At 43.9% G+C, this 25,390-nt stretch carries 22 protein-coding genes; all 22 read left to right on the forward strand.

Annotated features, from left to right (window positions below; translation table 11 throughout):
- The first annotated feature begins 2 nt into the window (after window positions 1-2).
- A complete protein-coding gene (locus OCU30_RS01565) occupies window positions 3-299 on the forward strand; it encodes an MSHA biogenesis protein MshK (protein WP_139343497.1) in 297 nt (98 codons plus the stop codon).
- A gap of 14 nt (window positions 300-313) precedes the next feature.
- Window positions 314-1,957, forward strand: coding sequence for a pilus (MSHA type) biogenesis protein MshL (gene mshL, locus OCU30_RS01570; RefSeq protein ID WP_077315284.1), 1,644 nt, complete (start codon window positions 314-316; stop codon window positions 1,955-1,957).
- 6 nt (window positions 1,958-1,963) lie between these two features.
- Window positions 1,964-2,806 (forward strand): ExeA family protein, encoded by an 843-nt coding sequence (locus tag OCU30_RS01575; RefSeq protein ID WP_077315285.1) that lies wholly within the window; start codon window positions 1,964-1,966, stop codon window positions 2,804-2,806.
- Window positions 2,806-3,897 carry a tetratricopeptide repeat protein gene (locus OCU30_RS01580; protein WP_077315286.1) on the forward strand — a complete coding sequence of 364 codons (1,092 nt, stop codon included), beginning with the start codon at window positions 2,806-2,808 and terminating at the stop codon, window positions 3,895-3,897. The genes OCU30_RS01575 and OCU30_RS01580 overlap by 1 nt, the downstream gene beginning before the upstream one ends.
- Window positions 3,887-5,614 carry a GspE/PulE family protein gene (locus OCU30_RS01585; protein ID WP_077315287.1) on the forward strand — a complete coding sequence of 576 codons (1,728 nt, stop codon included), beginning with the start codon at window positions 3,887-3,889 and terminating at the stop codon, window positions 5,612-5,614. The genes OCU30_RS01580 and OCU30_RS01585 overlap by 11 nt, the downstream gene beginning before the upstream one ends.
- 8 nt (window positions 5,615-5,622) lie before the next feature.
- The gene (locus OCU30_RS01590) at window positions 5,623-6,855 is read left to right on the forward strand and encodes a type II secretion system F family protein (RefSeq protein ID WP_077315288.1); all 1,233 of its coding nucleotides are present in this window, start codon (window positions 5,623-5,625) and stop codon (window positions 6,853-6,855) included.
- Window positions 6,856-7,293: a hypothetical protein gene (locus tag OCU30_RS01595; RefSeq protein ID WP_077315289.1), complete on the forward strand. Its 438-nt coding sequence runs from the start codon at window positions 6,856-6,858 to the stop codon at window positions 7,291-7,293.
- A gap of 33 nt (window positions 7,294-7,326) precedes the next feature.
- Complete coding sequence (locus OCU30_RS01600) at window positions 7,327-7,899, forward strand: prepilin-type N-terminal cleavage/methylation domain-containing protein (RefSeq protein WP_077315290.1); 573 nt, start codon at window positions 7,327-7,329, stop codon at window positions 7,897-7,899.
- A gap of 41 nt (window positions 7,900-7,940) precedes the next feature.
- Window positions 7,941-8,399, forward strand: a complete 459-nt coding sequence (locus tag OCU30_RS01605; protein WP_077315291.1) for a prepilin-type N-terminal cleavage/methylation domain-containing protein — start codon at window positions 7,941-7,943, stop codon at window positions 8,397-8,399.
- Window positions 8,400-8,423: 24 nt separating this feature from the next.
- On the forward strand, window positions 8,424-8,957 hold the full coding sequence (locus OCU30_RS01610) for a prepilin-type N-terminal cleavage/methylation domain-containing protein (protein WP_077315292.1): 534 nt from the start codon (window positions 8,424-8,426) through the stop codon (window positions 8,955-8,957).
- Between the two features lie 2 nt (window positions 8,958-8,959).
- Complete coding sequence (locus tag OCU30_RS01615; protein ID WP_077315293.1) at window positions 8,960-9,559, forward strand: prepilin-type N-terminal cleavage/methylation domain-containing protein; 600 nt, start codon at window positions 8,960-8,962, stop codon at window positions 9,557-9,559.
- Window positions 9,559-10,341, forward strand: coding sequence for a PilW family protein (locus OCU30_RS01620; protein ID WP_077315294.1), 783 nt, complete (start codon window positions 9,559-9,561; stop codon window positions 10,339-10,341). Before OCU30_RS01615 ends, OCU30_RS01620 begins: the two co-directional genes overlap by 1 nt.
- On the forward strand, window positions 10,331-10,771 hold the full coding sequence (locus OCU30_RS01625) for a hypothetical protein (protein WP_077315295.1): 441 nt from the start codon (window positions 10,331-10,333) through the stop codon (window positions 10,769-10,771). Before OCU30_RS01620 ends, OCU30_RS01625 begins: the two co-directional genes overlap by 11 nt.
- Complete coding sequence (locus OCU30_RS01630; protein WP_077315296.1) at window positions 10,768-14,397, forward strand: DUF6701 domain-containing protein; 3,630 nt, start codon at window positions 10,768-10,770, stop codon at window positions 14,395-14,397. The genes OCU30_RS01625 and OCU30_RS01630 overlap by 4 nt, the downstream gene beginning before the upstream one ends.
- A gap of 152 nt (window positions 14,398-14,549) precedes the next feature.
- The gene (locus tag OCU30_RS01635) at window positions 14,550-15,593 is read left to right on the forward strand and encodes a rod shape-determining protein (protein ID WP_077315297.1); all 1,044 of its coding nucleotides are present in this window, start codon (window positions 14,550-14,552) and stop codon (window positions 15,591-15,593) included.
- A gap of 55 nt (window positions 15,594-15,648) precedes the next feature.
- Window positions 15,649-16,542: a rod shape-determining protein MreC gene (mreC, locus tag OCU30_RS01640; protein ID WP_077315298.1), complete on the forward strand. Its 894-nt coding sequence runs from the start codon at window positions 15,649-15,651 to the stop codon at window positions 16,540-16,542.
- A complete protein-coding gene (gene mreD / locus OCU30_RS01645) occupies window positions 16,526-17,017 on the forward strand; it encodes a rod shape-determining protein MreD (protein ID WP_235861885.1) in 492 nt (163 codons plus the stop codon). The genes mreC and mreD overlap by 17 nt, the downstream gene beginning before the upstream one ends.
- Complete coding sequence (locus OCU30_RS01650; protein WP_077315300.1) at window positions 17,014-17,583, forward strand: Maf family protein; 570 nt, start codon at window positions 17,014-17,016, stop codon at window positions 17,581-17,583. The genes mreD and OCU30_RS01650 overlap by 4 nt, the downstream gene beginning before the upstream one ends.
- Window positions 17,584-17,713: 130 nt before the next feature.
- The gene (rng, locus tag OCU30_RS01655) at window positions 17,714-19,183 is read left to right on the forward strand and encodes a ribonuclease G (RefSeq protein WP_077315301.1); all 1,470 of its coding nucleotides are present in this window, start codon (window positions 17,714-17,716) and stop codon (window positions 19,181-19,183) included.
- Window positions 19,184-19,194: 11 nt separating this feature from the next.
- The gene (locus OCU30_RS01660; RefSeq protein WP_077315302.1) at window positions 19,195-23,094 is read left to right on the forward strand and encodes a YhdP family protein; all 3,900 of its coding nucleotides are present in this window, start codon (window positions 19,195-19,197) and stop codon (window positions 23,092-23,094) included.
- An 8-nt stretch (window positions 23,095-23,102) separates the two neighbouring features.
- Window positions 23,103-23,936 carry a carbon-nitrogen hydrolase family protein gene (locus OCU30_RS01665; RefSeq protein ID WP_077315303.1) on the forward strand — a complete coding sequence of 278 codons (834 nt, stop codon included), beginning with the start codon at window positions 23,103-23,105 and terminating at the stop codon, window positions 23,934-23,936.
- Window positions 23,933-25,378, forward strand: coding sequence for a metalloprotease TldD (tldD, locus tag OCU30_RS01670; RefSeq protein ID WP_077315304.1), 1,446 nt, complete (start codon window positions 23,933-23,935; stop codon window positions 25,376-25,378). The genes OCU30_RS01665 and tldD overlap by 4 nt, the downstream gene beginning before the upstream one ends.
- The last annotated feature ends 12 nt before the right edge of the window (window positions 25,379-25,390 follow it).

The following is a 25,390-nucleotide window of genomic DNA, read 5'->3' on the forward strand; positions in this document are numbered from 1 at the left end:
TAGTGGTATTCATATTGATGTTTACGACATGTTGTCGAGCATCTAATGATCCGACCCGTCCATTGAGTTGGCCTACCGTCGGCACAATGACTGGTGAACCAATGAGTCGCATAAAACCCAGTTTAAAAAGCATCATTTGCATGACGACCTGTGCGGCGGTCATTAATAACCGAGTCATGTCTATTGGCGATAAAATCGACGGGTATACGATAACAGAGATCGCTGATTCCTTCGTTTTGATGACACGTAACGAGCAAGAATGGAAACTTGAATTATACTCTTTAGATATAAAACAATAAGGTAGTTGAATTGAATGCAAAAATGGTTAGGTAGTGTCTTAGCTCTCAGTGTAGCTGCTTGTTCTATGGGACACCGCGATCCTGTGGAAGTTAAGCAAACGCTAGATCGCTCCGTCGATAAAGCGAGACAACAACGCCTAGCAACCATTCCTCAATCTGTAGAGGCGGATTTATTACCCTCTTCTCAACCGTCTTTGATGCAACCACCCAAACTGCATAAACGCTTTCGAGTGAAAGCGGATAATGTCAATGCGAAAGCTTTTTTTGCGAGTCTAGTCAAAGATAGTGGTTATAGCGTTGCGATGCATCCTGATGTTTCTGGCGATATTTCGGTTGATTTATCTGATGTGACATTAGATGAAGTGTTAACTGTGGTCAAAGACCTATACGGTTATGAAATTGAAAAACACGGCAAAGTCATTCAGGTTTATCCTGCTGGATTAAGAACGGTGACCATACCTGTTGATTACTTACAGTTTCAGCGTTATGGGCGCTCAATTACGTCAATAACAACTGGGACTATTTCATCAGAAGGCAGTAACTCATCAGGTAGCGCTTCAGATGTGGCATCTCCTCTTCAGACTTCATCAGAGGAAAGCGCAAACCAATCGGGGAGCTCATCTTCATCGTCCATGAGTGCAGGAACAGAAATTGACACCATCAGTCAGAGTGATTTTTGGGGCGAGCTAAATAAGGCATTAACACACCTTATTGGTAACGGAAAAGGGCAAAGCGTGATTGTCTCTCCTCAAGCGGGAGTTGTGACAGTTCATGCTTCACCGGCACAAATTCGGGAAGTTCGTCGCTTTCTTGGTATGTCTCAAAAAAGGCTCCATCGGCAAGTTATCTTAGAAGCTAAAGTATTAGAAGTGACACTCAATGATAGTTATCAGCAAGGTATTAATTGGCAAAACCTTAGTATAGGAAGTGGTGATATATCATTAGGCATTGACGGTAACCTCAGTCTTCCGGGTATGGATACCATTGGGAACTTATTGGGCGGCACGACCAGTTTAGCGGTGTCTGATGGTTCCTTCTCTAGTGTGATGAGCTTTATGTCGACTCAAGGGGATATCAATGTGTTATCTAGCCCAAGAGTCACCGCATCCAATAACCAAAAAGCAGTCATTAAAGTCGGTACTGATCAATATTATGTGACAAATTTATCTGCGGTTGTTGGCTCAGGAGATAACGCCAATACTGCACCCGATGTCGAATTGACCCCATTCTTCTCTGGAATATCTCTCGATGTAACACCACAGATTGATGATAAAGGTAATGTGCAATTACATGTTCATCCTGCGGTTATTGATGTCGATGAAGATCTGAAAACGATCAACTATCAAAATAGCCAAATTCAATTACCACTCGCGCGCAGTTCTATTCGTGAATCTGACTCAGTGATACGTGCGAAAGATGGAGATGTTGTCGTTATTGGTGGATTAATGAAGACCAATAACGTCAATAAAACCACAAAAGTCCCGTTATTAGGCGATATTCCAGGGCTTGGTCATCTATTCCGTAGTACCTCGAAAGTGTCTGAAAAAACCGAGTTGGTCATTTTATTAAAACCGACCGTAGTGGGGGTCAACACGTGGCAACAAGAATTAGAGCGCTCACGTGATATATTGCACCAATGGGTTCCGGATGCTAAGTAACGCAGTATGTATTTAGCACATTTTGGTTTTACACAGCCCCCCTTCCATTTAACGCCAGATACATCGCTGTTTCTGGCATTACCTCCCTATTATGAAGCACTGCAAACGATCGATACTGCTTTAGAAATGGGCGAGGGGATTATAAAACTCACGGGAGAAGTGGGGACTGGTAAAACCATGGTTTGCCGAATGTTACTGTCTCATTTAGCTGATAGTTATACGCTTATTTATTTACCTAACCCAGCATTATCAGGACGAGAATTAAGGCGAGTTATCGCCTCTGAGTTGGGTCTTCCTGAGATGGATCCTGCTAATTTAGTTGATCACATACATAAAGCATTATTAAGTCTACATTATAAGAAGCAACGTATTGTTATCTTAGTCGATGAAGCTCAGGCGTTACCGGATGATGCGTTAGAAGGGTTACGTTTATTTGGTAACTTAGAAACGGATCAGGATAAGTTACTACAAATGGTACTTATTGGTCAGCCAGAGCTCGACCAGCGCTTAGAGCAGCATCACCTCAGGCAGTTAAGGCAAAGAATTACTTTTAACGCGATGTTAAGGCCTTTGACCTTATCTGAAGCGGTAAGCTATATCGATAATCGTTTAATACTGGCTGGTGGCAGTGACAGCCAGTTTTCATTGCTACAAAAAAAAATGGTGTGGCGTGCCTCTCGTGGTATCCCAAGAGTGATTAATCAGATTTGTCAAAAATCACTATTACTGAGTTTTTATAAGCAAAACTTATATGTGGATACTCGGAGTGTTTTTACGGCCATTCATGATTGTAGTGATACACGTAAACCAAGATTTAAAGTGCCTTTTTTCTGGGGATGGAGTCAATAATGAGTGAGGTTAATCAAGCATTAAGTCAACTGGCAAAGCGTCGTCAGTCTTCACTACAAGATATTAAGCAAGTTATTGGCACTGATATAAAACAGAAACCACGTTGGATCTGGGCGGTGGGTGGTTTTTTATTCAGCCTTGCAGTCGGCAGTTGGGCCGTATCGACTCCTCCGCAGTCTACTCATGTTGAGGAGATAAGTACTGTCGCAACACCAAAGCCAACACTGATATCACCGACTCAGCATACTACGGCGGCGGATGTTACTGTTTATAAACATCCAGTATCGTCACGCACCTTGGCAAGTCGTATGGAGCCTACAGGCGCATCAAATATGCTGCCGGCGACGCCATTATCGGTTGAGCCCGTGGTGACCCCTTCGCCCGCTCAACACCAATTACCGGTAACGCCTAAGGTTGACCAGCAACCAAACGCTTTGAAAAAACGAGTGTCACAGGTCGCCAAATTAGACAATATGAGTGTTAAGCAAGTCTCGATGACGCCAGAACAGCTCGCATTCAAAGCGAAAGAGAGAGCGGAAAAAGCGCTGGATAGTAATGACTATGATGAAGCGATAATGGCTTATCAAAATGCGCTTCGCTATACGCCTGATGATGAAAATATCCGGAAGAATTTAGCGGCTTTATATTATGGAAAAGAAGAATTACGTCGTGCCTACCAGTTACTACAAGAAGGTATTCAGCGTAACCCTCGCTCTCCAGATCTGCGTTTAGCCCTCGCTCAGCTCTTAGTACAAGAAAAACAAATCACAGCCGCAGTTACCCCACTCAAACCGATGCTTCAACAAGCAAGTGTGGAGTATTTGTCATTCAGAGCCGCGCTAGCCACTAAGAATCACTTAAATAGGATGGCATTGGAAAGCTATCAGCAATTGGTGATATTACAACCGAATAATGCCCGTTGGTGGCTAGGTTTAGGCATTCAACAAGAGCGTGCTAATCAGGTTGAACTTGCAAAAAATGCGTATGAACAAGCGTTAACTCATGTGGGGATTTCCTCCAGTTCAATAGCATTTGTTCAGGAAAGGTTGCAAGTGCTTGAGACGGTTTCAGGGAGTATGCATGCAAATTAAGCTACGTAAAAGATTGGGGGATCTACTCGTTGAAGAGGGGATTGTTACTGAACAACAAGTAGAACAGGCTCTTGCTCAGCAAAAAAGTACCGGATTAAAGTTAGGAGCGATGTTGATCGACCTAGGTTTTATTTCCGAAAAGCAAATGTTGAAGTTTTTATCGCAGCAATTGAATTTACCGTTAATTGATATTAATCGCGCACATGTTGATATTGATGCGGTGCAATTATTACCCGAAGTCCATGCTCGCCGCTTACGGGCATTAGTGATTGCTCAAAATGGTCATACTTTGCGTATCGCAATGAGCGACCCTGCGGATTTATTTGCCCAAGAAGCCTTGCTCAATCAGCTGCCTCAATACAGTTTTGAATTTGTTATTGCACCGGAAAATCAGTTAGTAAAAGGTTTTGATCGTTATTACCGCCGCACAAAAGATATCGCCAGTTTTGCAGAGCAATTACAGGCTGAGCATAGCACTGATGATGCATTAAATTTACTCGATGAAGGCAACGGCGAATCTGAAGATGTGACCATCGTTAAACTGATTAATTCATTATTTGAGGATGCGATTCAGGTTGGTGCGTCCGACATACACATTGAGCCCGATGAACGAGTATTACGTTTACGCCAACGAATTGATGGCCTATTGCATGAAACTCTCTTAAATGAGGTCAATATCGCGCCAGCATTAGTTCTTCGTCTTAAACTTATGGCTAACTTGGATATTTCGGAAAAACGCTTGCCTCAAGATGGTCGTTTTCGTATTACGGTTAAAGGTCAAGCGGTCGATATCCGTATGTCTACGATGCCCGTACAATACGGCGAGTCAGTTGTCATGCGTTTACTCAACCAGTCCGCAGGAGTAAGGCGCTTAGAAGCCTCAGGAATTCCTGATGACTTATTAATCAAATTGCGTAAACAGCTGCATCGGCCACATGGCATGATCTTGGTAACTGGGCCAACAGGGTCAGGTAAGACGACCACGCTATATGGCGCACTGAGTGAGCTAAACGAGGCCGATAAAAAAATTATCACCGCCGAAGACCCGGTGGAGTATCGTATTTCTCGAATTAACCAAGTGCAAGTCAATACCAAGATAGGCTTAACTTTCTCCACCGTGCTGAGAACCTTTTTACGTCAAGACCCCGATATTATTTTAATTGGGGAAATGCGTGATCAAGAAACAGTAGAAATTGGCTTGCGTGCTGCTCTGACGGGTCACTTAGTTTTAAGTACCTTACATACTAACGATGCGGTGGATAGTGCACTACGCTTAATGGATATGGGCGCGCCAGGTTATCTTGTAGCAAGCGCTGTGCGTGCGGTGGTTGCGCAGCGATTAATCCGTAAAGTGTGCCCCGATTGCAGTGAAGAAGATGAACCGGATGAATCACAGCAAGCTTGGCTGAAAGCCCGTTTCCCGAATCAGGAGTATACGCAATTTTTCCGCGGTCGTGGGTGTCAAAGTTGCAATATGACAGGCTACCGAGGGCGTTTAGGCGTATTTGAAATTTTAGAGTTGGATCAAACCATGATTGATGATTTGCGTTCTAACGACGCGGTCGCGTTTGCAACTCATGCCCGCCAGTCGAAAGAGTATAAGCCTTTGTTGGCCGCAGCGATGGAAAATGCACTCAAAGGGCTAGTGAGCTTAGATGAAGTTATGGCGTTGGGAGAGGGGGACTCTTCTGGGGCTGAACAACCGATATTTTTGTAGGATAATGCATGCCAACTTATCGCTATCACGGCCGGCAAGCCAATGGTGGTAAAACCACTGGAAGTATCGAAGCGGCGACTGCAGAGTTAGCGGCCGAGGCTTTGATGGGAAAAGGAATTATCCCTACTTCGATTGAAGCAGGAAAAGCGCAAGCGATGACGTTTGAAAATGGCTTTGATTGGCGTTCATTATTCCAACCTGCTGTTCCCTTAGAAGTTTTGGTGATCTTTTGTCGGCAGCTATATAGCTTAACCAAAGCAGGTGTACCTTTGTTACGGGCAATGCGTGGACTTACTCAAAATTGCCAAGATAAACAATTACAAAAAGCTTTAGAAGAAGTCTCTAGTGAATTAACCAATGGCCGGAGTTTATCTGCCGCGATGCAGCGACATCCTGCGGTTTTTACTTCTTTGTTTGTGTCGTTAATCCATGTGGGCGAGAATACTGGCCGCCTGGATGAGGCGTTGTTACAGTTATCTCAATACTATGAACAAGAAGTGGAAACGCGTAAGCGCATTAAATCGGCGATGCGTTATCCTATTTTTGTTATCGCATTTGTCATGATTGCTATGTTCATTTTGAATGTCAAAGTTATCCCACAATTTGCGTCTATGTTTCAAAAGTTTGGTTCTGAACTTCCCCTACCAACACGGATTTTATTAACGACGTCCGATTTTTTTGTCAACTATTGGAGTGCGATGTTAGCGCTCATCATTGGCGTTATCTTTGCCATGCGTGCTTGGATTGGGACAGAAAACGGCCGGGAGCGTTGGGATCATTTTCGCTTAAGAATGCCGATCGTTGGCGATATTATTAACCGTGCGCAGTTATCTCGCTTTTCTCGCACCTTTTCTCTTATGCTGAAAGCGGGCGTTCCGCTTAATCAAGCCTTATCACTCTCTGCTGAGGCGTTACAGAATAAATTCCTTGAAAAACGCCTACTAGAAATGAAATCCGCGATTGAAAGCGGTACCAGCTTATCGCAAACCGCGACTAATGCGAAAATCTTTACGCCTCTGGTTTTACAGATGTTAATGGTTGGCGAAGAGACGGGGCGAATTGATGAGCTATTGATGGAAGTGTCTGATTTTTATGATCGTGAAGTCGACTACGATCTAAAAACACTCACCGCAAGAATCGAACCTATACTCCTGGTGTTAGTCGCTGGTATGGTGCTGGTTTTGGCCTTAGGAATATTCATGCCTATGTGGGGCATGATGGATGCAATGAAAGGCCGGTAGATGATACATAAAGCAAAGCTGGTTATGTTAATGGTGTTAGTGATTGCCTTTGTGTTTGTCTTTCTATATCAAGCGAAAAATGTGGAAGAAAAAGCAAAAACCACAGCTTTTCACTTGGCGGTATCACAAATGAACGCGCGTGCTGTTCGTATTAAACAACTGTGGATACTGAAGAAAAAACCAGCGATGCTTGAATTTTCAGCACACGCGATTGACCTCAATCGTCAAGGGTGGCCGCTTTTAGACTCGAGCAATCGCGTATCATGCCGTGATTTACTTATCATTTTACATCCAAAAATAAAAATTCTTAAATTCTCACCTACAATAAAAAGACAACAAGTGAAATATGGGTATCGATGCCTCTATATTTACGATGATATCAATAAGATACAAGTCTCACTTGAGCAGCATGGCCTGTCTATCGTTCTGACAGATTGATTAGCATACCGCTATTATCACGAAGTGGAATATATGATTATGCAATACCGTTTTTCTCAGAAGGGTTTTTCGTTGATTGAGCTTGTGGTGGTGATTGTAGTGATCGGTTTATTGGCGGTTGCGGCGTTACCTAAGTTTATTGATGTTACCGATGAAGCCAAAAAATCAAGTATTGAAGGGGTTGCGGGTGGATTTGCCACGGCAGTGTTATCTGCCAGAGCGCAGTGGGAAGCTGAAGCAAGACCTAATGAACAAGATCATCACTCGGTGAATTACGACGGCGTCGCTTTTTGGTTAACTGAGTCAACAAGTGGCGGTCAAGAGACAGGTTTTCGTGATGGTTATCCATTGGCGGTCAATGATGGCGGAACGTACCCTAGTGCGATCACCGATGAGAGCTGTGTTGAGCTGATGGATAATTTATTGCAAAACCCACCCAAAGTCGGCACCAGTACTGAAGCTAGTCAGGATTCATCGATCAATTATTCAGCGCAAGCAGATAGTTCTGCTAATACATGTACTTATACTCAAATCGAAGGTGGAACAACACACCAATTTGAGTATGCATTAACGACCGGGCAAGTGCGAGTAAACTTACAGCCGTAATTGTCCCTTAAATTTAAAATGAAAATAGCAGTGGGAATAGCATGAAAAAACAAGGTGGTTTTACGCTAATTGAGTTAGTCGTTGTGATCGTCATTTTGGGGATTCTCGCCGTAACAGCGGCGCCTAAATTTTTGAACTTACAAGATGATGCACGCACGGCTGCAGCTGAAGGCTTGAAAGGAGCTATGAAAGGCGCGGCGGGCATTGTGTATGGTAAGTCAGCGATTAATGGTACCGAGGCTGTATCTGCTTCAACAGTTACCATTAATGGACAAAACATCGCGACCGTATTTGGTTATCCAGCGGCAACGTCCTCTGCGTTAGGAAGTGTGGTGTCAGGTCTCGGCACGGATTGGAACTTAGTGACCGGCACGGCAGCGGGCACGGTTGGCTATAGTGCGAGTGATAACCCAACAACAGCAAGTTGTTATGTCTCTTATACGCAAGCGGCGGACAGAAATAATGAACCCAATGTTGAGCTTCAAAACTGTACTAACTAAATGACATTGTTGATATAGGAGACAATGGTGGGCTCACTCACGTATTTACAGCCTTCTCGTACCAAAGTGCGAGAAGGCTGTTTTCGTTCTCAAGGTTTCACTTTGGTAGAGCTGGTTGTTGTAATCGTGCTCATAGGCATCTTATCTGTCTATGCGGCGAGTCGTTATACCGGAACCGATGACTTTTCGGCGCTTACTGCCCAAGAGCAGGCGATCTCCGTCATTCGCCAAGTGCAGTTACATCGGATGCAATCTAATGTTACTTCGCCTAATGAAAACGCCCATTATGTGCTTACTTTGCAAACGCACTGTATTGGTTCGGTTATTGCGTGTAGTCGTTCTAATCAGGAGGGGAATGACGGTTCACAAAGTAATGCGGTATTTAATTCAAACCTGACGTTTTCTTCTGTGCCTAGCCTCGACACTGTTAATTTTGATTTACTCGGTAACCCGCTTAATGATGCCCAAAATGGTCTCACAATTTTAATTCAAGCCACACAAAGCACGGCTCAAGTGTGTATTAATCGTCAAGGTTATGTACATAGAGGGGGGTGCTAGGTATGCGTTTTCCATTGCCACTTTACCCATCTCATAAACGTCACGACTCGCAAGGGTTTACGTTAATCGAAAGTATCATCGCCATGGTGTTACTTGGCTTTGCCATGGTCACATTAGTGAGCTTTTTATATCCGCAAGTTGAGCGCTCTGCTGTGCCTCATTACCAAGTTCGTGCCGCCAATCTGCAACAAGGGCTGATGACACGCATTCTCGCTTTGGATTTTGATCAGCAAAGTAGCCGTAATGGTGGTCGTTTTCGCTGCGAAGAGCGCAATAAATCCTGTACGGCTGCCAATCAATTAGGGCCTGATAGTGGTGAAACGCCCAGCGAATTTAATGATGTAGATGATTTTATCGGTTGCTGGTGGAGTGATAGTGCGGCGGACTGTGGGTCTGAGCCTATTGCTGGGCAATTAACAACGTTGCTCGAGACAAATTCACAAGCCCAATACGCGCATTTTACCATTACGATAGCCGTGCAATATATTGATGAAACAGGAGCTGTCAGTAATGAAGTGACCAACCTAAAGCGTGTTCGTTTAGTGATCAACACGGGACGTTATGGCGAATATACCTTATTTGGATTTAGAGGTAATTATTGATGCCGCGTAGCCATGGTTTTACTTTAGTTGAAATGATTCTAACAATGATTGTGAGTTCGATTTTGTTGTTAGGTATTGCCAGCTTTGTTGAGCTTGGTATGTCCGGTTATGCCGATACGGTTGCGCGACAAAAAATTCAGATCCAAGCGCAGTTCGTATTAGAAAAATTATCACGAGAGCTACGTTCGTCGGTACCGAATAGTATTGCGACCAATATTGAACCGGATGGCCGTGACTGTGTTTCTTTTTACCCAACCCGTCATGCGGGATTTTATGCGTTAAATCCACGAGAAAAACAGCTAACGTTTTTAGTCAATAACCCCCCAGTAGAGGCTGATTATGATGAGCTGTCGGCCATTATAAACCCTAGTCGTCAAGCCGATTTTTCGAGTAGCACAGGGCAGGCGCTCGTGTTAACTGAGCAGTCACTGCAAATTAATGCCTGTGACGACGAACCCGATAATCTGGCTTGTAATACTGTCACCATAAACAATTTTTCACCTTCTTTACTCAAGGGGCGATCAATTTCCAACCGTATTTATCTCTTTAATCAAAAAGTCAGCTATTGTTTAAACACGGCAACAGGAATGATGACACGCAAGGTGGGAGAGGGGAGCAATTCTGTCGGCGTCAATGTTGCCGATAGTCTTCATTCAGGAAGCTTTACTTATGAAGCGCCAACTCTACAAAGAGGGGGCTTAGTGCGTATTGCTTTAACGTTTTCTCAGCGTGATGAAGAAAGTCATTATCAGAAAGATGTACAGGTATTAAATGCGCCTTAATCGTCAGAGCCAGCAAGGCAGTGTGATCATGATTGCTATCTTTGTCATTGTGGTGATGGGTTTTCTTGCTGCCGCGTTATCGCGTATCGAGTGGTCAAATCAAGACATATTGTCACGTGAATTATTAGGGAACAAAGCGTATTTTGCCGCGCACTCCGTTAACGAGGCGGCGCTAAACACAATTTATCCATTAAACCAAGTTGACGATGTTAGCTCGGCTTGTGCTCAGTGGCAGGGCGATACAGTGACGCAAGCGCGGGTTATGCGCACCTATGAAAATTGTTCCTTGCAAACGGAATGCGTTGTGAGCGGCAGTCTACCTAGCGTGCGGATGGATTACTACCGTATTGAAAGTACGGTGACTTGCGGTACCGGGCGATTCCAAGTGCAACGTGCTGAAGATGTGTGGTTAAGGGATGAGAACAAATGATGAAACCGGCTATGGTTAGATACACATTGATGGTGATTATTTTCTTTATAAGTCTGCCAGCACAAGCGATGAGTATTGCAGAATGTGGCAACTTACGCACGGATCGAGATTTTGCTTTTAGTTTTGATGTACAAAATGGCCAAGGGTCTGAGTATGCAGGGTTGTTCTATAACTTAAACCTTTTCTCTTTTGATGTGTGGTCGGCTCAACCTCGTACTCAAAGCTCAGCGCTATTTAATGATAGTGTGTATCTAGGGCTTAATAAGAACTATCGAGTTTGGATTAGCTACCAGAGTCTATCGAGTAATGCGGGAATATTTAGCTATTACCGTTATGCCAACAGTAAGTGGACTCTTATCGGGCAAGAGTCGGTTTATTTTGGGTTATTACTGCTCAATGTGAATTTAGGTTATTACAGCTCGGGCGTGAATAACTTTGCTTGTGATAACAATACGATTTTCCCGCCTAACCCACCGGTAGAATTCGAAAAACCGTTAGTGTGTGATATTTTTCCGCAACCTGCGCAAAGTTGGGTAACGAATGGCACACGTAATTACAATCTCTTCACGCAGAATTTTTTTAGGGCAAATGCCAGTTCCGTCCGTATCAATGGGTTCTCCGAACGTTTTATTAAAGACAATCGCGTCGTGACGACTAATGCGGTCAGTGAACATCTGAAAATTGGTTTTGACACGATTAATACCTCCGCATTTAGTTCAGATAGTCGGTCAACCAATATTTGTCAGGGAATCGGTTGTGCGCCAGAAGATCTCACCCAGAAACGAAAAATAACCCCACCGCCCTTAATTAATAATACCTATAGTGCTTCTCAAGACGTGACATTGGTGGATGGTAGACAAAGCTTTAATCTCCTTGGTTTGATTGTCGCCGATGATCCTAATAGTTACCGTCGGTTGTGCAGTAATAGTACCAATAATACGAGTGCTATGTGTACGTATGTCGAAAGCTCTGCCACTAACCGTGTTGATGTGTTTATACAGCGAGATTTGCGAGTATTAAATATTAATGCCTTTGTTGACAAACTTCTCGTTGTCCATTTTAAGGACAAAATTAAGATCGAACACTTAATCTTTGAAGGTAATGTTGCCGCCTATTTTGATCAAAATAGTACGACTAATTTTTCGACCATTACTTCTGGGGTTGGGGCGCTGATGGCGTTTGAAAGCGGGGCGTGGATTAATATCTCTGATGCAGCTTTGCATAATATTGAACTACAAATGGACCACCCAGTACGCTTTTTTTATATCGGTGAAAGCAGTGCGAATTACCAATACCCCGTTTTTTATGGGCCATTAGCGGGGTTTAAAATTCAAAGTGATCAGAATATTAGTAATGGTGTCTATAAGGGGTATTTATTGGGAAACCGGGTAGAGCTAACGAGTAGTACCCGTGTTGATGGTGCCGTCACTGCGTTGGAGCTTACCATGTCTGGCTCGGCCAATATTCAGGCGTTAAATGGCAAAAATCAATGTAGTGTTCCTATTACCAATAATTATACATTGCAAATGACGCCAGCAGAAAGCTATAGCTTGTCTTGTAATAAGCAAACAATACAAATACAAGTCAGCAATGAAGATGGTACGCCAGCTACTAATTATACGGGATCGATTATTGTGTCTCCAGCCGATGGGCTAACGGTGGCAGCAGGCAGTGGTGGTTCTGGTAGTAATGGCGTCTTTAAACCGAATAACAATGGTTTACTGGAGCTTGAATTAACAGCAGGTCAAACTAAAGATATTCAGATAGCCGCATATTTATCGACACAGGAAATCAGCAAAGCGCAGCGTGGTATTTATCACTTTGTTCCTTATACCTTCGCAGTCGACCATCAAGCAGTGATTGCCAATAAACCCAAAGCTATCAACATGAAAGTGTTGTCCTGTGATAAGGGCGGAAACGCAGTCGATATTGGTTATAAGGGAACTCCAAATTATACGTCACAATGGATCGCCCCGGTCGCGGGTCAAGGTAGTCTTAGTATGAGTAATCTAGAATTTACTGATGGACAAGCTGCTGCCAATTTGATCATGACAGATTCTGGAATTCAACAAGTTACGATTAGTGATGACAATTTTAATTGCCAACAATTTGGTGATAAATGTCCAATTAAAGGGGCTGGTAAACTACAGGGCAGCTTTGAGGTTTACTCGCGTCCGTGGACATTTGCTATCTGTCCTGTCAATGGTGCTAATAATATGGATGGTAATATCTCGGATGCAGCAAGTTCTAAATTTGCGGCGGCGGGGGATAATTTTGATGTATTAGTGAAACCTCTACGGTGGTCTTCTAGCGAGAGTGTTACCGAGTCGATTTTGAGTAATAGTGCTCGCTGCGCGTTGCCAATGACCGATAACTTTTTTGATGCTAACGTCCGTCTTGCCACACAAGTTTCCCTAGTACATACGGTTGCTCAGCCTAGCGGCGGGCAGCCAGGACAATTAACACAGATAATAACTACTGAGCAGGGAACGGAGAGTAGCACTACTGATATTTCCTTGGCGAATACTCAAGGAACTCCTGGCAGTGGCATTGCATTTAACCAGCTCTCATGGAGTGAAGTTGGAGTGTTACGATTAATAGCTCAAACCAAAAATGATGGCGGGTATGTACTTCCTGAGCATAAAATTCAGCATGGTTATCGCAATGTTGGACGCTTTGCGCCACATCATTTCACGCTTGTGTCTAATGGGTGGAATTACGCAAATGATCATAGTGGTTTTGCTTATATGGACCAGCCGATAAAGTATAATTTTTTAGTCGATGCGCGCAGTCGACAGCAGAAAGTAACGCAAAACTATGCGGCGTTTCCTGCTGCTTTAAAGTCCGATATTAGTGTGTACGCACTGCATGATAATGCGTCATTGATGAATCGGGTGAGTACTAATCCCGTATCATGGAATGGCGATGTGGGACAATGGAGTGACGGTAGCCTCGCTATAGCAAATGCTGGGTTTACTTTTGCAAAACAAAACGATCCCATTCCGGTTGAGACTAGTTCAGCAGTAACCATACCCGATGGCCCTTATCGTGAGGGGTTTGGTCTTGAAGTGACCAATATTGTCGATGATGTGACATTTGATCTAGGTTCACAAGTCGCGTTTTCCCAGCAGCCAGATTTTCGTTATGGGCGCCTACAATTAGCGGATGTGGGGGGGAACTCTGATGAGCAAATTACTGTCCCAGTAGAGGCTCAATATTGGGACGGACAACAGTTTGTTATTAATACCGATGATTCGGGCAGTCAGTTTGGGGTAGAGAATACGACAGAGTCGGTTATCTGTGTTGATACACCTCAAACCTTTGCAAGCCTAAACTTAGCCCCTACACTTCAAACGGTGGGTAATGGGATTGGTGAAGGACTATCAGCCCAGCAAAGTGATAGTGAGAATCGAGGTCAGGTGCGTTTTTGGATGCGCATTGCCGATAATAGCGTACAATTAAATGTGAATGACGTAGTATGTGGGGCTGGGACATTAGCGCAGCCATGGCTACAATTTAATTGGCGTGGAAAGGGGGATGAGGATCCTTCGACACTGATTACTTTCGGTGTATTCCGTGGTAACGATAGAATTATTTATCGCGGAGAGCCTAGAATAAATAACTAACTTTGGCCATTTTACAGGTTGAGGTTAGGAATTTGTTAGAAATTACTTATTTGGCTCTATGTTTGTGCATCAATGCCTTGCTGTGATCGCGAGGCATTGGTACATTTAGAGCAATTTTTATCTTATTAATTCTTGCAGGACGAGCGAAGAATATGTTCAAAAAACTTCGTGGCATGTTTTCAAATGACCTATCGATCGATTTAGGTACTGCCAACACACTAATTTATGTAAAGGGACAAGGTATTGTTCTTGATGAGCCATCTGTGGTTGCTATTCGCCAAGATAAAGGTCGCGGCGGGAAAACAGTCGCAGCCGTTGGGCACGCAGCTAAGCAAATGCTAGGACGTACACCAGGAAATATTTCTGCGATTCGTCCAATGAAAGATGGCGTGATTGCAGATTTTTACGTAACTGAAAAAATGCTTCAGCACTTCATTCGCCAAGTGCATGATAACAGCGTATTAAAGCCAAGCCCGCGTGTTTTGGTTTGTGTCCCTTGTGGTTCAACCCAAGTAGAGCGCCGTGCAATTCGTGAATCTGCACTGGGTGCCGGAGCGCGTGAAGTGTACTTGATTGATGAACCGATGGCAGCCGCAATCGGCGCTGGTTTACGAGTGTCAGAGCCAACAGGTTCTATGGTCGTTGATATCGGCGGTGGTACAACAGAAGTGGCGGTTATCTCGCTTAATGGCGTGGTGTATTCTTCATCTGTACGTATTGGTGGTGACCGTTTTGATGAAGCCATTATCAATTATGTTCGCCGTAACTACGGTAGTTTGATTGGTGAAGCTACGGCAGAAAAAATCAAACATGAAATCGGCTCTGCTTATCCAGGTGATGAGGTACTAGAAATTGAAGTTCGTGGTCGTAACTTAGCAGAAGGCGTACCTCGCAGCTTCACGCTCAATTCCAATGAAATTCTAGAAGCGTTGCAAGAACCTCTAACGGGTATTGTGTCTGCTGTTATGGTGGCGCTAGAACAATGTCCGCCAGAACTTGCGTCTGATATTTCAGAAAACGGTATGGTGCTGACAGGTGGCGGTGCACTTCTAAAAGATGTTGATCGTTTACTGACAGAGGAAACGGGTATTCCTGTTGTGATTGCTGAAGATCCTCTTACTTGTGTCGCAAGAGGCGGCGGTAAAGCGCTAGAAATGATCGATATGCATGGCGGCGACCTCTTTAGCGAAGAGTAATTTATAAGTCAGACTTTGTATCATCAAGTCTGTAAGCAACTCTGGGATTAATAAGATGAAGCCAATATTTGGTCGAGGACCATCTCTTCCGCTACGTCTGTTCTTCGCTGTCATTATATCAGCCAGCCTTATGCTGGCTGATAGCCGTTTAGATGCTTTCTCACATGTGCGTTTTTTATTAAACAGCTTAGTCGCGCCTATCCAGTATGCAGCGGATCTACCACGGAGCTTATTCGATGGTTTTTACGAACGATTAAGTACGCATCAACATTTATTAGATTCCAATAACCAGCTTAAGCAGGAAGTACTCACTTTAAAAAGTGATTTGCTGTTATTGAATCAATATAAAGAAGAAAATAAACGTTTGCGTAAGCTGTTAGGATCCTCGTTTGTTAGGGATGAACAGAAGAAAGTCGCGGAAGTCATGGCGGTGGATACTTCTCATTACCGACATCAAGTGGTGATCAACAAAGGTCGTACTGATGGCGTATATGAAGGACAGCCTGTTATTAATGAAAAAGGGATTGTTGGACAAGTCACCTTTGTTGCCGCACATAATAGTCGTGTGTTGTTATTGGTGGACCCTAATAACGCGATTCCTGTACAAAATTTGCGTAATGATATCCGCGTGATTGCTTCTGGCAATGGCCAAAGCGATGAGATGCAGCTCGAGCATATCCCAACCAGCACAGATTTACAGGTTGGTGATATGTTAGTGACCTCGGGGTTAGGAGGCGTGTATCCAGAAGGATATCCTGTCGCTTATATTACGAATGTTGATAAAGATACACGTCGCGAGTTTGCGGCGATCAAAGCAAGGCCCGTAGTGAATTTTGAACGCTTGCGCTACTTATTGTTGATCTGGCCTCATAATGATCAGCAAAAACAATCGCTACAATCGGATATCAAAAAAATGAAGGATGAGGATAAGCGTGGTATTCACAAGTAACTGGAAAGGCCGTTTCGTCATCTGGGGAACGTTCTTTGGAGCTTTGATTCTTCAAACGATTCCGTGGCCGGGTATGTTAGATCTGTTGCGACCGTCATGGTTGCTACTGGTTATATGCTATTGGGTTTTGGCATTGCCACATCGTGTCAATGTTGGGACGGCTTTGATCATGGGCCTACTCTGGGACTTGCTGCTAGGTTCCACATTAGGTATCCGTGGCATGATGATGTCGTTGATTGTGTACATTGTTGCAATGAATTTCTTAGTGTTACGCAACATGGCATTATGGCAACAAGCGGTGGTTATTGGTTTGCTATCCGTCGCGCTCGAAGTGATGATCTTTTTGGGAGAGTATATAACTCAAGATGTCACATTCAATCCTACATCGTTATGGAGTGGGGTGATTAACTGCGTTCTATGGCCGTGGATGTTCCTTTTGTTAAGACGTGTAAGACGTCATTGGCACTTAAAATGAATTCGTATCAATTAGTACTCGCGTCAGCGTCGCCACGGCGTAAAACATTGCTAGAACAGTTAGGTTATACATTCGATGTTGTTGTCGGCAATGTTGAAGAAACTCGAGCGGACGATGAGTCGCCTTATCAGTATGTTGAAAGATTATCGGTTGATAAAGCTAGAGCTGGATTAGCGTTATCCACGCCCAATGCTTTGGTTATTGGATCTGATACGATCATTGCCTTTGGTGATCGTGTGCTAGAAAAACCGCGAGACTTTGCGGATGCGCAACGCATGCTGCGCATGTTATCTGGACACGTTCACCAAGTAATGACCGCCGTGACGGTGATGTCAGCAGAGCAGCATTATTCACAGGTTATCGTGACCGATGTTTGGTTTAGTGCTATATCTGATGACGATATCAGTGCCTATTGGCAGACTGGAGAGCCTCAAGATAAAGCCGGTTCCTATGCAATCCAAGGCATTGGCGGACGGTTTGTGACACGTATAGAAGGCAGTTATTATGCTGTTGTTGGACTGCCGTTATACGAAACCGATCAGCTTATCAAAAAATTTATTCCATAATTTTTGTCTTTAAGGGCTTATCCGGTATAGGCTCTTAAAGAGAAATAGTCTTATTACAGCCCATATCGCAATGCATTCAATAGTGTTATCCAAATTGCGATAGGGCAACTCATCTGAATTAAGGTTTACCATGTGTGCAGAGTTGCTGTTAAATGTCACGCCGAGTGAAACGCGTGTTGCAATGATTGAAGGCGGTGTCCTGCAAGAAATTCACGTTGAGCGAGAAGCAAAGCGTGGAATTGTAGGCAATATTTATAAAGGTAAAGTTAGCCGGGTTTTACCTGGCATGCAGGCGGCATTTGTCGACATTGGCTTAGATAAAGCGGCTTTTCTGCATGCATCCGATATCGTGCCTCACACTGAATGCGTATCTGAAAATGAAAAAGAGCAATTCCAAGTTCGCAATATCTCTGAGTTAGTCCGTCAAGGACAAGATCTTGTTGTACAAGTAGTGAAAGACCCATTAGGTACGAAAGGAGCGCGGCTTACGACGGATATTACTTTGCCATCGCGCTACTTAGTGTATATGCCTGGTGCAAAACATGTGGGTGTATCACAACGTATTGAAAGTGATAAACGTCGCCAGCGCTTGAAAAAAGTTGTAGAAGAGTATTGTGATGAACATGGCGGTTTTATTATTCGTACCGCGGCGGAAGCGGCAAGTGAGAAAGAACTCGCGCAAGATGCTGCGTTTTTAAAGCGCTTATGGTCTAAGGTGATGGAGCGACGTGTTAAATACAAAACGCGTTCGACCCTTTACGGTGAACCGGGGTTATCTCAGCGTTTATTACGAGACTTTGTCGCGACGGATATTACCAAAGTACTGGTGGACTCACGGCAAGAGTTTGAAAACCTCAAAGAATTTACCTCTGAATTCGTTCCTGAGTTACATGACAAGCTCGAATTATATAATGGTGATAAGCCGCTGTTTGATATGTATGACACGGAAAATGAAGTGCAGCGGTCACTAGAGCGTAAAGTCGAACTAAAATCGGGCGGATATTTGATCATCGATCAAACGGAAGCGATGACAACCGTTGATATTAATACCGGCGCTTTTGTTGGACGTCGTAACTTAGAAGAAACGATTTTCAATACCAACGTGGAAGCGACCCAAGCCATTGCCAGACAGCTGCGCCTGCGTAATTTGGGTGGCATTATTATTATCGATTTTATCGATATGGCATCTAATGAGCATCGTAAGCGAGTACTTACATCGCTTGAAGGTGCATTAAGCCAAGACCGAGTCAAAACGAACATTAATGGTTTTACTCACCTAGGTTTAGTGGAAATGACTCGCAAAAGAACCCGTGAAAGTATCGAGCATATTTTGTGTTCTTCATGTCCTACTTGTAAGGGACGAGGTAGCGTAAAAACGGTGGAAACGGTGTGTTTTGAAGTGCTACGTGAGATTACTCGAGTCAATCGAGCCTACGATGCAGATAAATTTGTTGTGTATGCATCACCTGCGGTAGCAGATACTTTACAGGGTGATGAATCCCACTCTTTAGCGGAACTCGAAGTGTTTATTGGTAAAGAAGTGCGTATTAAAGCGGAACCTCTTTACATTCAAGAACAGTTTGATGTCGTGATGATGTAATAGGGCATTGAGTGAATTCTAGATTTTCGCGTATGTTACGGATATGTATAGGGCTAACGGCGACTCTTTTAGTCCTATTGGCAGTACTGGTAACGTCATTACGAGTACTGCTACCTAACTTGAACCGTTTTCAAGGTGATATTGAACAGTGGGTCAATCAGCGTACTCATATTCACTTCACGATGAAAAATGTGCATGGCTCATGGCGTAATATTCACCCTTCCATTGTGCTACAGGATGTCTCGGCTAAATTTGCAGACAATAGCCAAGTACATTTTTCCGCAGGTCATGTAGCGATTGAGTTCGACTTACTCAAATCTATCATTGCGCAAAAGCCGGTGATTGCCGATATGACGTTGGATAAACTTAATCTAGATATCAGTTCTATTGGTTGGCAACAAAGCGATGTTCATGCACAACCGCAGCCACAAGATGAACAGCAAAACCATATTATCCAGCGTCTCGACTCGTTGCTGTTACGCCAGTTGGATAATTTCTCCCTGCGCAATTCGACCGTGTTATACCAAACCGTTTCAGGTAAAAAACGCCAATTAGATATTCAAAAACTCCGCTGGAAAAATAATGGCAGCACGCATTATGCCGAAGGAGTTGTCAGTATTGCTGATGTAAATATCAATTCATTATCGGTAGCGGCACGCTTTGAAGATCATGGTTCGCTGCGGGATATTTCTGGACAATTTTATGCAGATGGAAAAGATATTCAGGTTGGCCCTTGGCTGAGCAAGTATGCTAAAGCGAAAACGGGAATTAATAGCGGTGTTGTTAGCTTAGATGCATGGATGACATTAAAGCACAGTCAACCTGTTGACGGTTATTTGCGTTTTCAGCCGTCAGAGTTAAGTTGGAAAGATACTGAGCAGCATCATTTGTATATTGAATCTGGTGTCGTTAATTTATTACCAACAGAAAAAGGATGGAAAGTAAGTGGTCACTCACTAAAAGTGAGAACGGATGACACCTTATGGCCAGCATTGGATGTGGGGCTTAATTGGACGCCTCAAGCATGGCAGTTAAATCTATCGCAGATCGATATCAAAACGGTGATGCCATTAGCGCGCCTATTTAGTGAATCTCAAACCACGCAGCAATGGATACAGCAACTGCAGCCTCAGGGGCGACTTGAAGATATACGCGTCGCTCAAGGTCAAACTCTAGACTCGTTACACTATTCTGCCCAATTGGTGAACGGTGCCATGGCGCAGTGGAAGCTATTGCCTGAGGTTCATCATCTACAAGCTAAAGTGATTGGCTCATTAAAACAAGCTCATATTCAGGCATCATTGATTGATGACACATTGCCTTATGGTGATGTTTTTCAGGCGCCGCTGCCAATTCAGCAAGGAAAGGTTGATTTAGTTTGGCAGCAACATGAACACGGTTGGTCACTTTGGAGTGATCATGTGAAAGTGGTGACCCCCGATCTGGATGCTATCGGACAGTTTCGCTTAGATATGCCTGATGACGCCAGTCCGTTTTTGTCTTTTTACTCTGAAGTCAATTTACAAGATGCTGGCCAAACGTGGCGTTATTTACCGCGTTTAGCGTTAGGTAATGAGCTTACTAACTATCTTTCAACAGCGATTCAAGCAGGTCATGTTAATACGGCCAAATTAGTGTGGTATGGACGTTTAAGTGATTTTCCGTATCAGCAACACAATGGCATATTTCAAGCTTGGGTGGGACTTAATGATGCGCGTTTTAGCTTTGATACTGCTTGGCCACCGTTAACAGATTTACAGCTTAAGCTGCTGTTTGAAAATGATGCTATGTATTTGGATTCTCACTTTGCCAAGCTACAAAATGTTCAGGCTCAGCGCATTACCGGTGAAATCCCTGCTTTGCGCGAAAATGGCCACATTCGTTTAGAAGCGACCGCAACGGGACAAGGGGAAGATGTTAAAAATTATATGACCTCTTCGCCATTAGTTGACTCGGTTGGCGCCGCGCTTACCGCAGTGCAAGTGAAAGGCAAGGTGTCATCGAAATTTCGTTTAACAGTACCGTTTTCTTCTGATAAGGAAGTAAGGGCATGGGGTTGGGCGGATATTAAAGATAGTACCGTCAAGATTAATGCGCCAAAGATGGAGCTTAAGCACGTCGCTGGACGGATTAATTTTGATAATGATGTTGTGCAAGCCGCAGGGTTATCGGCGGAATTACTTGGGCAACCTATTTCTCTCGATTTTAACGGTGAAAGTCGCGCCCATCGTTATGGTGTTCATATTGATACTATCGGTGATTGGGATGTGAAACCGTTAGGAAAATATGCTGGCAATGAATGGATTAACCCGATTTCAGGCCATGCGCCATGGCAAATGGGAGTAGATTTACAACTCAATGATGTAGGTTTTACTTACCAGGTGGATGTGAAAGCAGGCTTAAAGAATATCGTCAGTCATTATCCTTATCCGTTAAATAAAACGGCGCAAACGCCCGGGGAGGCACATTTACAAGCCTCAGGCGATCAGGAAAAAGTGAATGCGCGTGTGTCTGTACCCAATGGCAAATATCAGACATTAATTGATATTAGCAAGCCAACGCCACGTTTAGTGGCAACGAATGCCATTCTTGGTCAAGGAACATTTGCCTTAGAACCGATTGTCGGTCATACCGCGAGTATCAACATCGATAAGATCAACCTTGATGATTGGATTAGTTTTTTAAGTAATGCTACGTCACCACAGCAAGCGAAACAAAGCGCCAAGCAGAGTAAGCCTAGCATTACGATTCCCATTCCTGAGCAGATTGATATGAAGGTCAAAACATTGACTGCCGCTGATCTTGATTGGCATGATGTGAACGGGAAATTACGCAAAAAAACCAATGATTGGAGTCTCAGTCTTAATAGCCAAGAAGTACAAGGTCATGCGACCTACCTGCCTTCGAACCAATTGAATGTATCTCTGGATCGCTTGCATCTCTATTTACCCGTATTAGAAGAAAAAGATCACGAAAAACCCATTATTGTTGAAGATAAGCCTAAGCAAACTCCATTAGTTACTGAGCTGGAACACAGTCTGTTTACATTACTGCCGAGTTTGAAGGTGAACGTGCAAGACTTCTGGTTTCAAGGATATAAAGTGGGTGAGTTGACCATGGATATGGTGCGTAAAAAGCACCAACTAAGCTGGAATAAAATCGAAATTAACAGTGGCACCAATGATGTTAAAGCCAGTATTGATTGGTTTCTCAAAGGTGACAAAACCAGTACTAAAATGAAATTAGACATGAAAGGCGAAAATAATAGTGACCTCATGGATCGTTTTGGTATTACCGCAGGTATTCAAAAAGCGCCGTTTGAATTGAATACCGACTTACAATGGAATGGGGCACCTTGGTCGATGCGCGTGAATACCTTACAAGGTAAGGTGAAATCTAAATTTGGTAAAGGTGTTATTACCGATGTGAGTGGCGCCGCTAATCTACTCGGGCTATTTAGTTTAGATTCCTTAATTCGTCGTATGAAACTCGATTTTAGCGATGTGTTTGATAAAGGCATGGCATTTACTTCCATTACAGGTACGGGCAAAATTTCACAGGGCGTATTTGTGACCAATGATATTGACATGGACGCTGTCGCTGGTGAACTAACGTTAAAAGGGCTCGCGGATCTCAACCAACGTACGGTCGATGCTCAAGCGAGTTTTGTTCCTGATATGACATCTGGGATCCCAGTATTAAGTGCGTTTGCTGTGACACCGCAAACGGCGCTTTACGTACTTGCCATTACAACGGTTATTTCACCGGTGGTAGAAGTTTTCACTGAAGTGAACTATGAAATCAAAGGTCCACTGGATCATCCAGCGGTGAAAGAGATCTCGCGGAGCAAAGGAGAATATAAGCTTCCTGAAAGTCTGCAAAAGTTAGAGAAAAAGTTAGAAGGGGAGTAGTCGCTATCATGAGTCAAGTTGGTATAGTACAAATGACCTCAGGACCATCAGTGATGGATAACCTAAAGGCATTAGAGCAACAAGTCGCGGCATTGGCAAACCAAGGCGCTCAGTGGATTGTCACGCCTGAAAACGTCATATTGTTGAGCGACTCAAAAGCCTATCATCAATATGCCGAAGAGTTAGGTGAAGGGCCAATTCAGCAACAGCTGAGCACCATCGCCCAGCGTTATGGAGTATGGTTACTGATTGGCAGTTTCCCTATTCAGCGCGAGCAAGGAGTGACCACCACGTCGATTTTGCTGGATTCTGAAGGCCAATACCAAGCAACTTATGATAAGCTGCATATGTTTGATGTCGATGTTGCCGACTCTCATCACAGTTATCGTGAATCAGATACGTTTTTACCCGGTGAGCAAGTAGTGGTGGCGAAAACGCCTTTTGGGTCACTTGGCTTGTCGATTTGTTATGACTTACGTTTTCCCCAGCTATTTTCTGAATTAAGACGACAAGGAGCAGAAATCATTGTTGTCCCCGCGGCCTTTACGGCAGTAACAGGAAAAGCTCACTGGGAAGTACTACTCCGTGCTCGAGCGATTGAAACTCAATGTTGGATTATCGCTGCAGGGCAAACCGGAACCCATCCTTGTGGAAGACAAACCTGGGGACACTCGATGGTAGTGAGTCCTTGGGGAGAGATTGTGTCTTCTTTAGAACAACACACAGGCGGCCTTGTTGTTGAGATCGATCCATCAGTTTTATCTGATATCCGACAGGCTATGCCGATTATCGAGCAATCTCGATTTTGTAATCAACTTCAATCAATAAAGAGCGAGATATGAGTATTAACCGCATCGAACAAGCACTACTTACCCCCGCAGGGCTTACAGAGCAAAACATTGCGGATACTTTGTCGAGCATAGCGACTCGTGATATCGATTATGCCGATATTTACTTTCAATCCAGCTGGCATGAGTCTCTGGTATTAGAAGACAGTATTATTAAAGATGGTTCGTTTAACATTGATTGTGGCGTTGGTGTGCGAGCCGTCAGTGGCGAAAAAACAGGATTTGCTTACTCTGACCAAATTGGTTTAGTGGGGCTTGAGCAAAGTGCTTTGGCCGCGCGTGGTATTGCTCAAGCGGGCAGTAATGCACAAGTACAAGCATTTAAACGCCAAGATACTCAGCATTACTATGCAGATACCAACCCATTAGAATCTTGGAAAAAAGAGAAAAAAACTGAATTACTGAAAGAGTTAGATGCGTATATTCGAGCGAAAGAACCATTAATCAAAGAAGTTAGTATTAGTATTAGTGGTGTGCATGAACAAATGCTGGTGGCAGCTACCGATGGTACTTATGCGGGCGATACACGTCCCTTGGTACGTTTGTCCATTTCGGTGATTGCTGAAAAAGGTGATCGTCGTGAACGTGGCAGTGCTGGTGGCGGTGGCCGTTTTAGCTACGACTATTTTTTATCGTCTCCAAACAAACAGCAAGTGGCGTTTGATTATGCTGATGAAGCTATTCGTCAAGCATTAGTCAATCTACGAGCTATTGCCGCGCCAGCCGGCACTATGCCTGTTGTTCTCGGTAATGGTTGGCCGGGTGTACTACTGCATGAAGCATTAGGACATGGTTTAGAGGGTGATTTTAACCGTAAAGATTCTTCAGTTTTCTCAGGTAAAGTCGGCGAAAAAGTGACCTCTGACCTGTGTACAATCGTTGATGATGGCACACTAAAAGATCGTCGAGGCTCCCTTAATGTCGATGATGAAGGCGTACCTGGTCAATACAATGTGTTGATTGAAAAGGGTGTCTTGAAAGGGTATATGCAAGATAAACTTAATGCGCGTTTAATGGGTGTTGCGCCTACCGGTAATGGTCGTCGTGAATCTTTTGCTCATTTGCCAATGCCACGTATGACGAACACCTATATGCTGCCTGGTCAGCACACGCCAGAAGAGATTATTGCCTCGGTTGAGAAAGGTATTTATGCGCCTAATTTTGGTGGTGGTCAGGTAGATATTACTTCGGGTAAATTTGTGTTCTCCGCATCAGAAGCTTATCTGATTGAAAACGGTAAGATCACCCAACCGGTTAAAGGGGCAACGTTGATTGGTTCAGGTATTGAAGCGATGCAGCAAGTGTCTATGGTGGGTAACGATCTCGATTTGGATCATGGTGTAGGCGTATGCGGTAAAGCAGGTCAAAGTGTGCCTGTTGGTGTTGGTCAGCCGACATTAAAATTGGATGCGCTAACCGTAGGTGGTACTGAATAACCACTCGGGTTT

This window comes from Vibrio palustris (genome assembly GCF_024346995.1).
Taxonomy (GTDB): domain Bacteria; phylum Pseudomonadota; class Gammaproteobacteria; order Enterobacterales; family Vibrionaceae; genus Vibrio; species Vibrio palustris.